At 73.3% G+C, this 11921-nt stretch carries 9 protein-coding genes; 2 read left to right on the forward strand and 7 right to left on the reverse strand.

Translation table 11 applies throughout. From position 1 onward, the window contains the following. Positions 1 to 88: 88 nt before the first annotated feature. The 5 genes from ACH4U8_RS07395 to ACH4U8_RS07415 all read right to left on the reverse strand — a co-directional run bounded on the left by ACH4U8_RS07395 (position 89) and on the right by ACH4U8_RS07415 (position 6720). The gene (locus ACH4U8_RS07395) at positions 89 to 1021 is read right to left on the reverse strand and encodes a hypothetical protein (RefSeq protein WP_395776977.1); all 933 of its coding nucleotides are present in this window, start codon (positions 1019 to 1021) and stop codon (positions 89 to 91) included. 5 nt (positions 1022 to 1026) lie between these two features. Further along, on the reverse strand, positions 1027 to 1710 hold the full coding sequence (locus tag ACH4U8_RS07400; protein ID WP_360318059.1) for a papain-like cysteine protease family protein: 684 nt from the start codon (positions 1708 to 1710) through the stop codon (positions 1027 to 1029). Positions 1711 to 2026: 316 nt separating this feature from the next. Then, positions 2027 to 4933, reverse strand: coding sequence for an AAA family ATPase (locus tag ACH4U8_RS07405; protein ID WP_395776073.1), 2907 nt, complete (start codon positions 4931 to 4933; stop codon positions 2027 to 2029). 238 nt (positions 4934 to 5171) lie between these two features. Beyond that, entirely contained in the window at positions 5172 to 6017 is an 846-nt protein-coding gene (locus ACH4U8_RS07410; protein WP_395776074.1) for a hypothetical protein, read from the reverse strand. A gap of 280 nt (positions 6018 to 6297) precedes the next feature. Next, positions 6298 to 6720: a VOC family protein gene (locus ACH4U8_RS07415; protein ID WP_395776075.1), complete on the reverse strand. Its 423-nt coding sequence runs from the start codon at positions 6718 to 6720 to the stop codon at positions 6298 to 6300. A 399-nt stretch (positions 6721 to 7119) separates the two neighbouring features. Between ACH4U8_RS07415 and ACH4U8_RS07420 the strand changes: the two genes are divergently transcribed. Together ACH4U8_RS07420 and ACH4U8_RS07425 are read left to right on the forward strand one after the other, a co-directional pair. Continuing rightward, entirely contained in the window at positions 7120 to 7689 is a 570-nt protein-coding gene (locus ACH4U8_RS07420; RefSeq protein WP_395776076.1) for a potassium channel family protein, read from the forward strand. Positions 7690 to 7876: 187 nt separating this feature from the next. Then, entirely contained in the window at positions 7877 to 8653 is a 777-nt protein-coding gene (locus ACH4U8_RS07425) for a tryptophan 2,3-dioxygenase (RefSeq protein WP_379991660.1), read from the forward strand. Between the two features lie 58 nt (positions 8654 to 8711). On the opposite strand, the gene ACH4U8_RS07430 is transcribed toward ACH4U8_RS07425, so the two are convergent. Continuing rightward, on the reverse strand, positions 8712 to 11099 hold the full coding sequence (locus ACH4U8_RS07430; protein ID WP_395776077.1) for an ABC transporter permease: 2388 nt from the start codon (positions 11097 to 11099) through the stop codon (positions 8712 to 8714). After that, complete coding sequence (locus tag ACH4U8_RS07435) at positions 11096 to 11788, reverse strand: ABC transporter ATP-binding protein (protein ID WP_395776078.1); 693 nt, start codon at positions 11786 to 11788, stop codon at positions 11096 to 11098. Before ACH4U8_RS07435 ends, ACH4U8_RS07430 begins: the two co-directional genes overlap by 4 nt. Positions 11789 to 11921 lie beyond the last annotated feature (133 nt).

Consider the following 11921-nt stretch of genomic DNA (forward strand, 5'->3'; position numbering starts at 1 on the left):
GCCGGCGGGGTCGGATCCGGGGGATGCCGGGGCCGCCGCCCCACGACCTCGGCTCGTGGGACGGCGGGGCAGAGGGGGAGGGACGGAATCAGGCCGTTGTCGGGCGTCGGCGGCGGATCACCAACGTGCCGATGCCCAGGACGGCCGCGCCCGCCGCACTTCCCGGCAGGATCAGGTCGGACGGGGCGAACCCGTCGTCGTGCACGTTCGCGACGGGGGCCCCGTTCGTGGCGAAGCCGCCGACCTTGCCGGATCGTTGGTAGTCCGAGCCGGGGAGCTTGTCGCCGTATCGGCCGTGCACGAGTTGCCGATACGACGCCACGGTCGTGCCGTTCGCGCCGACCGACTCCCGGGCGGCGGGGTTCAGCGGCAATACCCGGCCGTCGCGCACGTGGTACCACGCGGCGATCTGCGGCTCGGTGAACACCAGGTCGCCGGCCGCCTGCCGGGCGAAGCCGACCTCGTCGCTTCCGGAGAGCACATTGGTGACGCGCCAGGCCCGGGTGGTCCGGTCGCGAACCGTCCACACCGTCGCCTCGACGCCCGCCGCCGAACGGGCCTCGGTGGCCAGATAGGCGAAGTCGGCCACCGGCGCGGACGTCTTGCCCCGGACGAAGTCCGCGTTGAGCGAGTAGATCGGAACCGAGGCGCCGACGAGCTGCGGGGCCTGCGCGGCGGCCGCCTCCGGGGCGACCTCGGACCGCACGACGGCACCGGCCTGGGCCGCCGCGCGCTGCTCCAGGTGTACGAAGAACGCGGCCAGTCGGCTGGTGGTCGCGGGGGTGGCCAGCGTCCGGAGGGCCGCGCCGCGGTCGGCGGCGGTGGGCGCGTCGCCGCCTGCCAGGGCCGCGTTGTCGGACCCGGAGCCGGCCGCGGCGGACGCCGCGGGGGCCAGGAACAACAGCGCGCCGATGCCGACGGCGGCGAGTGCTCCGCCCCGGCGCCGCAGGGCTCGCGAGCGTACCGGACGGGGCTGCGAGGGGTGCGAAACGGCCTCGGGGGAAGGGTGGTTGTCGGTCATCACGCTCACGCCTCTCCGTACAGGGACTCGGCCCACTGGAACTCGTAGTTGCTGACGTACGAGTCGTAATCCATCTCGCCGTAGCGCGGGCTGGCGGGCCACGGGTCCGCGTACATCACCGTGCCGTTGGCCGAGTCGTAGCCGTACAGCACGTTCGCGTGGCCACCACCCGCGGTCCAGTAGATGCCGACCTCGATCGGCGAGTTGGCGTCGATCGAGGAGGCGACCGTGCCGAAGTCCAACGTCCCGGTGATGCGACCGGGCGTCAGGCCCAGGCGGGTCCAGGCTCGTTGCACGTCGCTGAGTTCGCCGGGCTGGTTGGGGCACGGGTAGCCGGCGGGCAACCCTCGGGCGTAGTCGCAGAAGGTGTTCTGGTTGGTGCTCAACCCGCGACCGAGGTATCGGGCCACGGACAGTCCGGTCCCGGCCCAGCACCACTGGTTCTGGGTCTGCGTCAGTTCGGTGAAGTTCAGTTGCGCCGAGCGGTAGCCGGCCGGCGCCGTCGGGGCGATCTTGAGCGGCGCGGCGACGGACGGCTTCGTGGCGGGTGCCGCCGTCGCGGTGCCGGCCGGCGGCGTGGCCAGGAAGACCGCGGCGGTCAGGCCGGCGCAGAGGGTCCGCCAATGCCGGGGCGTGGGGGCCGAATCGGCTGCGGCGGACCGGGCCGTACCGCGATTCCGCAGAATCATCGTGTCTCCTTCTCGCCCGGCGCTTGGCACGCCGGGCGGAGATCGAGGGGGACGCGACCGGCGAGGGCACACCGCGGACGGGACGGAGCACGCGGTGTCGGACGACCCGGACGACATGGGTGACATGGCAGGCACGACACGGCGTCCGGGTCGGGGGAGGAAGCCCCTCGCCGGCCGGCGGAGGGGAACACGTGCAACGCTCATCCACCGGCTGCCGACCGGGAACCCCCCGAGCGCAAAGCAGGGGGTTTCCCGGTGGCCCCCTGCGAGCCGCCCGGCGGGCGGCGTGTCCGGATGCGGTGTGCGGCGCCGCGGGTCAGCCCGGCGGGTCCGGTTCGCCGGACGGGTCCAGGGAGAGCCTGATCAGGTCGGCGCGCGAGCGGATGCCGAGTTTGCGGTAGACCCGGGTCAGGGTGGACTCGACCGTCTTGGCGGACAGGAACAGGCGGGTGGCGATCTCGCGATTGGTCGCGCCGTCGCCGACCAGTTCGGCCACCCGGTGTTCGGCGGGCGTCAGCGCGCGACTGCGGGCCTCGCCGGGCCGCTCGCCCGGTTCGGGGTCGGCCACGCGGGTCAGGCGGGCGAGTTCGGTCCGGGTGCGGTCGAGCCAGGGACGCGCGTCCGCCTGTGCGAAGGCCGTCTCCGCGGCCCGCCACGAGGTCAGCGCGGCGGCCGGGTGCCGGCGCCGCAACTCCACCGCGCCCAGCGCCAACAGGTCGCGACCGTGCTCGATGGGAAGCCCGAGTTCGTGGTGGCGCGCGGCGGTCTCGCGCAGGCACGAGGCCGCGCCCACCAGGTCGCCGGACTCGCCGCGCACCATCGCGTCCGCCCGGGTCAGCGACGCCACCACCCCGTCCCGGCCCAACCGGACCGCGGTGCCCCGGACCTCGTCGACGATCGCGCGGGCCTGGGCGTGGTCGCCCAGCGCCAGCAGCGCCTCGGCCAGGTCCACCGACCACGGAATCGCCGCCGGGTCGACGATGCCGCGCCGGGCGGCGATGGCGCGGGCCCGGCCCAGGCAGCCCACGGCGCCGACCGGATCGCCCAATCGCCGTTGGATCTGGCCCAGTACGCACAGCGCGAGCGGCAGGTACACCTGTTCCTGGTCGGCCCGTGCGGCGCGCACCCCCTCGCGGGCCGACTCCGCACCGCGTTCCAGGTCCCCGCCCGCGGCCTCCGCGACCGCCACCGCGTAGTACACCTGGCCGAGGTAGGCGCCCATGTCCCGGGCCAGCCGCAACACCTCGTGAGCGCCGGCCATCGCCCGGTCGCAGCGCCCGGCCCGCACGTCGACGTCGATCCTGGCACAGAGCACGAACACCCGCTCCTCCGCGTCGTCGGACTCCTCGGCCCGACGCAACATACGATCGAGTTCGGCGCCCGCGTCGACGAGGCGGTCGGCGAAGAAGTCCAACCGGGCCTTGACCGCCCGAGGTCCGGCGTGCCGCCCGGTGGGCCCCGCGTCCTGCGGGCGGGCCAATGCCCGGGTGAGCGGATCGCGTGCGTCCGGACGGCCCTGCAGGGTGCCCACGAACGCCTGGAGGGCGAGCGCCACCTGCTCGGTGGTCAGATCCTCGGCCTGCCGGGCGAGTGCCGCGGCCCGGGCGGCCTCGGCCCACGCAACGGCGGAGTTGCCGTCGCTGATGTGTGCCTTGCAGGCGCGCAGGTAGTGCAGTCGGGCGCGACCGCACAGGTCGTCGCCGACCTGGGCGAATGCCTCGGCGAACACCTCGTCCAGGTCGTGCAGTGCCTGGTTGGCCGCGTTGATGATCTGGATGCAGGCCCGGACGCGTTGCCCGGGCGTGGACCCGTACGTGAAGACGCGGTGCGCCAGTTCACGCGAGAGTTCGTAGTCGGCCGCGGCATACGCGTGCCCGGCGCCCTCCAGGCAACGTTCGCAGCGGCGGTCGGCGTGTTCGTCGGGCGTTCGGGCCACCGCGAGTCGGGCCAGGGCCGCGGCCTCGTCCGGCAGGCCCCGGCGCCGGGCCTGCGCGGCGGCGGCGATCACCGTCGCCGCGACCCGTTCGTCCGGCCACGGCGCGGCCAACGCCAGGTGCCGGGCCCGGTCGACCGGATCGCCCGACACCTCGGCGAGCGCGGCGTGCGCGGCCCGGCGCTCCTCCGGCGAGCCGTCGGCGTACAGCGCGGCGGCGAACAGCGGGTGGGTGAACCGCAATCGGTCCCCGTCCTCGCACACGTCGAGGATGCCGGCGGCGACGGCACCGGCCACGGTGGGCCGGACCCCTTCGCCGCCCGGTCCGTCCGACCCGGCGGTCGGCGCGGCAATCGCCTGGGCGGGCACGCGCCGGCCCAGTTCGCTCGCGGCGCGCAGCAGGCCGATGGTGGGCCGGCTGCCGGCGCCGACCAGCAGGAGCAGCCGGCGGGCCTCGGCCGGCAGCCCCTCCAGGCGCGCGGTGAGCAGTCGGCGCAGCCGATCGGGCACCGGCAACGGCTGGTCGCGGGCTGGGAGACGGGGCAACCGGCGCAGCGCGCGGTCGAGTTCGAGCGCGTACATCGGGTTGCCCGCGCTCGCCTCGTACACCTGCCTGCTCAGCCAGTGCGGCAGCGGCCGGTGGTCGCCGGCAACGGGGTCGTGGCCGGGCACGTGGTCGACCCGGTGGCGGTCGAGGAGATCGCGGGTCTCCGGCAGGCCCAGGGCGGGCAGTTCGAGTTCGAAGGGGGTGCCGGGGCAGAACCTGCCGCCGGTCACCGGGCCGGCCGGCGGATCCGAGGTCTCCGCGACGACGACCCGGATCGCGGCCGGGTCCAGCCGCCGGGCGGCGAAGGCCAGCACCTCGGCGCCGGCCGCGTCCACCCATTGCGCGCCGTCGATGCCGAGGAGTATCGGGCCGCGCGCGGACAACGCGCGCAACAGTGCGAGCACGCCCAGGCGCAGGGCGAGCGGGTCCGGGCCGCCCGGGCCCGGCGCTTCGCGACACAGCACGACGCGCAGTGCGGAGCGTTGTGGTGGGGGCAGGGTACGGAGCACTTCGTCGTCGACCGGGCCGAACAGGTCGGCCAGCGAGGAGAAGGGCAACTCCCGGTCGTCGGGGCCCGGTTCGGTGACCAGTACGAGCGCCTTGGGATCGGCCGTGTCGATCAGCGAGCGCAGCAGGAAGGTCTTGCCGATCCCGCTCGGCCCGTACAGGACGACGCCCCCGGCGGCGAGCCGACGCCGGGCCAGGAGCAGCAGGTCGTGCCGCGTGGGATCGGTGTGCGCCACCAGCGGTCCTCACCGTGCCGAAGGCGGTTCTCTCGAATCGCGCGTGTGGGGCGGGCCGCGAATCATCGTCGTGCCGCGACGGGGCGACGTCAATGGCGGGGCGCGGATCGGCGCCGGGACCGGTCGCCCACCCGTCGCGGAGGGTGGCCCCCTCGGCGAATCGAGGGTCCGGCGGGCGACCGGTCCGTTCGGTCGTGGATCACCCGAACGGCCCGGTCGCCGGGGCCCGTTGACGCCGTCAGCCGCCGATCTCGGACCGGACCTTGTCGATCTGACCCTGCACGAGGTGGTCCGGGAAGGTCGGCGCGGTCGTGGTGCCGTCCTCGCCGCTTGCCTGCAACTGCACCACGGTCGTGCCGACTCGGGCGATGGCCTGGGTGAACGGCGCGGTGGCGCCGCCGACCCGCAACATCGAGGAGATCTCGATGCTGCCCGGACCGTAGGCGTCGAGGCGCACGTCGAGCACTTGGAATTCGACCGTTCCGCCGTCGACTTGGAAGGTGAACCGCTTACAGGTCTTCGCCGCAACCAGGTAGGTGGACCACTGCCGGTCGAGCCGGTCGAGTGCGTAACTGCTCAGTACGATGTCGGTGTCGGGCTGGACGACGCCCTGCGGATCGGTGCCGCCCACGAGGTTGCGTTCGATGGTGGCGGAGCTGGTTCGGCCCTGACCGAGCATCGGTTGGCAGCGCGGATCGGAGACGGTCGGCGAATCGCTCCGGTTCGGGTCGACGGTCCCCTTGACGGTCAGTCCCGCGGGGAGTTCCTGCGCGTTCAGCAGTGCGGCGGTCAATTGGGCCTTGGTCGCGGGCGCCTTGTTCTGCGGTGCCTTCGGGTCCGCGGACGTGTCCGCGGGTTTGTCGGCCGGCTTCTCGCCGGGCTTGTCCGCGGGCGGCCTGGTGCCGGGCGCCTCCCCAAACTTGCCCGGTTGCGTCGAAACGGCCTTCGGATTCGCCTTGTCGCCGTCGCCGCCGGCGGATTCGCAGGCGCTCAGCCCCGCGATCAGGACGAGCGCGGTGAGCGGCAGCGCGGCGCGCCGTACGGATCGACGGACTACGCGCGTGGACTTGACGGAGCTTCGCACCGTGTTCCCCCCGGATTCGGTGTAGTACGAAGACGGGTCGCGGACCACGTCCCCCCGGACCGATCCACGTGCGAAACGCCCTGCGGCGACCCGTCGTCCCAGGAACCTAGCCGCCACCGCGGCCCGCGCGTCCCGCTGTTACCGCTTCCGGACGGATCCGCGACCCGGTTCGGAAATGGTCACCGCGTGATCGTCCGGCCGTCCCGTTCCGTCCTTGTCCCATCCCGCCGTGCCGCCCGGGGGCGGGCAGGTGTCCGCCCCCGGGCATCGAGGACATGCCCTAGGGGCGCACGTACGGGCGGGTCAGGATTTCCATGTTGTGGCGGTTCGGGTCCTCGAAGTAGGCGCCGCGGCCGCCGAAGAGGTCGTTGATCTCGCCGGGGCGGGTGTGGTGCGGGTCGGCGTAGTAGGTGACGCCGAGCGCCTCCAGGCGGGCGATCATGCCGTCGAACCGCCCCTCCGGGACCAGGAACGCGTAGTGCTGGGACTGGATCGGCTCGTCGCGCTTCTCGTAATAGTCGAGCGTCACGCCGTTGCCGAGGTCGATGGGCAGGAACGGCCCGAACGGGGCGCCGACCTCCAGGCCCAGGACCGTGGCGAGGAATTCGGCCGCCGCCCGCCGGTCCGCGGCGTAGATCGCGGTGTGGTTCAACTGCACGGTGGATATCGGAAGTTGCGGGGTCTGCTGCTGGTCGTGCGTCATCGGTGGGACCCTCTCCGGTCTGGAAATCCGTACGAACGGGCGCCGCGTGCGGGCGCCGGAAGCGAGGAGACGGAGAGGAGAAGGGCGGGGCTCTGGCCCGCCTGGGCATCACGCCGAGGCCGGGTGCCCTACTCGTGAATGGCCCATGGCCGACCCGGCAGTCACCCTTCGACGTTAGTGCCGCCGCGGCGCCGAGGCAACCACCGGGTCGGGCTCGGCGGTCGCGGGGAGGGCCGAGCGCACGGCGGACACGCCGGCGAAACCCGGTCCCCGACCACACGCCACGCCGACCCGTTCACCCGAATTTGTCGCAAATGCGGGCTAAGGTGGCCCCCGAGGAGGCGGATCTTCACCTCGGACCAGTCGCCCGGAGATCCGACGTCGACGTTGCGAGGAACGTTGTTCGCCACCAAGGATCCGGTCGGCCGACGGATGGTGCTGCTCGGGCTGCTGCGTGGCCTGGTCACCGCCGTCCTGCTGCTGGTCCTGTACTACGTGCTTCCGTTGGACCGCCCCCTGGACGTCGCCGCCGGAATCGGCCTCGGCGTCGGGCTGCTCGTGTTCGCCGCCCTGGTGCTCTGGCAGATCGACGCGATCACCCGCGCCGACCGACCACGACTGCGGGCCGTCGAGGCGCTGTCCATCCTGCTGCCCTTCCTCCTGGTGCTCTTCGCCGCGTTCTATTTCATGATCGGATCGGACCGCGCGGACGCCTTCACCGAACCGCTGACCCGAACCGACGCGCTCTACTTCACCGTCACCGTGTTCACCACCGTCGGCTTCGGCGACATCGCGCCGACGTCCGAGGTCGCGCGTGTGGTGGCCATGATCCAGATGTTGGTGAACCTGGTCGCGCTGGGCGTGATCGGGCGGGTCGTCCTGGGTGCCGTGCAGGTCGGCCTGCGCCGACGGTCGACCGGAGCGGGCCCCGACGCGGACCTCCCGGACCCGCCCGGTCCGGGCGGCTAGCCCAACCGCCGGCCGGGCGGTTCACATACGTAAACCCGACCGGGCCGAACGCGTGGCGATCATGACATCCACCCGGCTTCCTTCCGTGCGTCGGCCATTCCGGAAAGTCCTCGACCGGCACAGGATGGTGCCCGTCGTTTCCGGCCCGTCGGAACGGTATCCAAGCCCGCAAGGAGAACAAGCGACGATGAGCGACGCCCCGGCCGTCACGTACGGAAGCTATCTGCGCCTGGACACGCTGCTGTCGTGCCAGGAGCCCAGGACGGACGCGCACGACGAGATGTTGTTCGTCGTCATCCACCAGGTCTACGAGTTGTGGTTCAAGCAGATCCTGCACGAGGTGGCCCTGCTCCAGCGACAACTGGCGGGCGGCAACGGCGTGGGCGCCCTGCACACGGCGCGGCGGGTCGCCAAGATCCTGAAGACCGTCGTCGGCCAGTTGGACATCCTGGAGACCATGACGCCCCGGCAGTTCGCGTCCTTCCGCGACGCGCTCGGCACCTCCAGCGGGTTCCAGTCCGCGCAGTTCCGCGAGTTGGAAGCGGTGCTGGGGCGACGCGAGTTCGGCGGCTACGACGTCGGTGCGGACGAGGGGCTCAAGGCCGCCGCCCACCGCCCGTCGGTGTTCGACTCGCTGCTGCGGCACCTCGCGGGGCTGGGCTACCCGGTTCCCGAGCGGGTCCTGGAGCGCGACACGAGCACCGCATGGCGACCGGACCCGGAGGTACAGGAGACCCTCCGGGCCGTCTACCTCGACGACACCGGGCCCGGCGCGCAGATCTGCGAGGCCCTCGTCGACATCGACGAGGGCCTCCAGGAATGGCGCTACCGGCACATGAAGATGGTCGAGCGCACCATCGGCGCCCAGATCGGCACGGGCGGCTCGGCCGGCGCCGCGTATCTGCGCGCGACCCTGTTCTCCCCGGTCTTCCCGGACCTGTGGGAGGTCCGGTCCCAGCCCTGAGCCGCACCCGACACCGGGTCCGGGCCGCCGGTCGGCCGCCCGGACCCGCGCCGCGGGCTTACTCGGTGCGCAGCGCCGTCGCCGTGCGCGTGCGGGCCGCCCAGCTCGCCGGCACGGCCGCGCCCAGGACCGCGATCAGCACGCCCGCCAGGCCGAGCAGGATCAGCTCCGGCGTGCCGTACACGTCGAGGATGCTCGGCGGCAGGTCGGTGCCGGCCGCGCGTCCCATCACCGGCAGCACGTAGCCGTGCAGGGCGAACCCGGCCGGCACCCCGATCAGGCCGCCGAGCAGACCGATGCCGCCCACCGAGGCGAGAACCAGGCCCACGGTCTGCCTCGGCGTCATGCCCAGGGCCTTGCACACGCCGATGTCGTGGACCCGCTCACGGGTGTCGAGGACGACCGAGTTGAGTACGCCCAGCGCCGCCACCGAGACCAGCATGAGGGTGAGCAGGACGGCCATCGCGTCCAGGATCAGCAGCAGACCGTCGGCCCGCGAAGGCGAGTTGATCAACACCTCGCCGCCCAACGGACGCAACACCGAGCCCAGTTGCTCGGCATACCCGGCGGTCGACACACCCGGCTTCGGCTCCACCAGGAACACGTCGGGACGGGCGGCGGCGAAGTCGACGAGGCCGGCGTGCACCCGCATGCCGTCGTCCGAGGTGTCGAAGACCTCGCCGACGATCCGCAACGTCCGGGTGTCGCCCCCGAGGGTCACCCGGACCGTGTCGCCGATCCCGGTGCCGGTGCGGTCCAGGAAGCGGGTGGGCACCACGGCCTCCCCGGGGCCGCCGAGCCAACGGCCCGCGATCATCTCGTAGGCGCCGCTGCGCGAATCCCCCTCGTACAGGGCGGCCTGGACCGCGCCGGCGATGCCGGCCACGGTGACCTCGGTCCGGGTCAGGCCGTAGTAGGAGCCGGTGCCCGGCTGGGCCTCGATCGCGGCGCGCACCGGCGCGGGATCGGCCTGCCCGCCAGCTCCGCCCTTCCCGGGGCCCGGCCCGGCCGGCTCACCGGGTCCGGAGTGGCCGGCGGGCCCAACGCCGCCGAGCACGGTGATCGCCGCCCGGTTCTCCGGGTCCTGCGCCCGGCCGACCGCGTTCAGGGACGAGGTCAGCCCCACCGCGAAGGTCGCCGCGACCGTGCCGAAGGCCACCGCGAGCAACATCGCGATCATCCGGACCGGATGTGCGAACGGGCTCGCCAGACCGTAGGTCACCGCCCGCGGCAGCGGCAGTCGGTCCGCCGCGCGATGCGCCCACCGACCCCGCCCGGTGCGCGGAGCCCGGCCGATCGCGATCGCCTCGACCGTGCGCAGCCGACCGGCGCGCAGCGCCGGCACCAGCGCCGCGACCGTGACGATGAGCAACGCGGCGGCGGGCACCACGACATCCACCCACCACGCCACCGACAACGAGGTGTCCCCGTACACCTCCTCGGTGTCCGCCAGCAGCGGCAGCGCCATCACGTTGCCCAGCAGCACCCCCAGCGCGATGCCGACGCCGGCCGGGATCAACGCCTGGGCCACATAGGCGCGGACCACCTCGCGCGGGGTGAAGCCGATCGCCTTGAGGATGCCGATCCGGCGCAGCCCGGTGCCGACCGCGCCGCTGACCACGCTGCCGACGATGATCACCGACATCGCGATGCCGAGCGCGCCGAACGCCAGCAGGAACGGGATGGTCGGCGCGGCGTTGCGGTCGGCGGCGCGCTTGGTGTCCAGGTACGACTGACTGCCCAGCAGCGCACCGGCGGGCACCGCCGCGGCGAGCCGGGCCCGGGCGGCGGCGATGTCGTCGCCGGTGCCGGCCGCGGCGAAGCGGTAGAGCATCTGCGTGGTGAGCGGGCCGGCCGCCGGGCCCAACGTGGTGACCTGTTCGGGCGTGGCCCACGCGTCGGCGGTCTTGCTCGCCGACATGGCGATGCCCACGATGGTCAGAGTCGGCGCGTCGGCGGCATCCCCGGCACGCAGCGTGGCGCCGAGCCTGATGTCGGGGCCGGCGAAGGACGCGGACATGACGATCTCGCCCGGACCGGCCGCCCATCGGCCCGACCTCAGGTCCAGGTCGTCCACGTCGGCGTCCGGCTTGGACCGCCCGACCAGGGTCAGCGTCGGCGGACGCCCGCCGTGGCTGTCCACCGGGCGGATCGTCGTCACCGGGAACGGTCCCGCCGTCGCGGTGACCCCACCGGCCCGCCCGGTGGCCCGCACCTGCGCCGAATCCACCGCCGCCGGGTCGAACTGCACGCTCAGGTGCGCGCCGTGCTGGTGCCCGAAGGCGTGGTCGAAGGGCGCGTTCGCGGCGACCATGAGCGATCCGGCGACCACCGCCGAGGCCACGGCCATCATCGTGGCCAGCGCCACCACCAGCGTCTGCACCCGTCGCCGGCCCACCCCGGAGCGCACCACCCGACCCAGTGCGCCGGTACCGAAGCCGCTCATCGCACCGGCTCCGCACTCGGGTCGAGCGCCAGGTGTCCGTCGACCAGGTGGATCGTGCGACTCGCGCACGCTCGGGCCAACGCCAGGTCGTGGGTGACCAGCACGATGGTCTGCCCGTCCCGGTGCAGGTTCACCAGCAACTCCCGTACGTCGTGCCCCGACGCGGTGTCCAGCGCGCCGGTCGGCTCGTCGGCGAGCAGCAGCGCGGGCCGATTCACCAACGCCCGGGCCACCGCGACCCGTTGCCGTTCGCCACCGGACAACCGACCCGGGTAGGCGTCGGCATGCCGCTCGATGCCCAGCACCTCCATCAGTTCGCCGGCCCGGGCCGCCGCCTTGCGTCGGGAGGTCCCGGTCAACTGGGCGGGCAGTCGGATGTTGTCCGCCACCGTGAGGTCGTCCAGCAGATTGAAGAACTGGAAGACCATGCCGATGTGTTCGCGGCGGAAGTGGGCCAGCGCGTGCTCGCTCAGCGCGTCGATGCGCCGCCCGGCCACCGTCACCGTGCCCTCGGTCGGCCGGTCCAGGCCGGCGACCAGGTTGAGCAGCGTGGACTTGCCGCTGCCGGAGGGCCCGGTGATCGCGAGCGCCTCACCCCGGGCGACGCCGAGGTCGAGCGGTCCGAGCGCGGGCGCGCCGGCGCTGTCGTAGCGCTTGGCCACGCCCGCCAGTTCGATCACGTTGGTCATGGGAATCGTCCGTCCTAACGATCGCGAGTGCGCCGTGTCCTTGCCGGCCCAGCGAACGTAGGGGCGGACCCGCACCGGGCGCGTCGGCCTGCCAACCGACATTCGGCCCTCCCTGCGGCGGACTCGGGCGCGG

The organism is Embleya sp. NPDC020886 (assembly GCF_044333915.1).
In the GTDB taxonomy this organism is placed as follows: domain Bacteria; phylum Actinomycetota; class Actinomycetes; order Streptomycetales; family Streptomycetaceae; genus Embleya.

Bases quoted from the DNA above. Each gene is read 5' to 3' on its own strand.
- ACH4U8_RS07435 (WP_395776078.1), bottom strand. From the start codon at position 11,788: ATGACCAACGTGATCGAACTGGCGGGCGTGGCCAAGCGCTACGACAGC.
- ACH4U8_RS07400 (WP_360318059.1), bottom strand. From the start codon at position 1,710: ATGATTCTGCGGAATCGCGGTACGGCCCGGTCCGCCGCAGCCGATTCG.
- ACH4U8_RS07430 (WP_395776077.1), bottom strand. From the start codon at position 11,099: ATGAGCGGCTTCGGTACCGGCGCACTGGGTCGGGTGGTGCGCTCCGGG.
- ACH4U8_RS07395 (WP_395776977.1), bottom strand. From the start codon at position 1,021: ATGACCGACAACCACCCTTCCCCCGAGGCCGTTTCGCACCCCTCGCAG.
- ACH4U8_RS07425 (WP_379991660.1), top strand. From the start codon at position 7,877: ATGAGCGACGCCCCGGCCGTCACGTACGGAAGCTATCTGCGCCTGGAC.
- ACH4U8_RS07415 (WP_395776075.1), bottom strand. From the start codon at position 6,720: ATGACGCACGACCAGCAGCAGACCCCGCAACTTCCGATATCCACCGTG.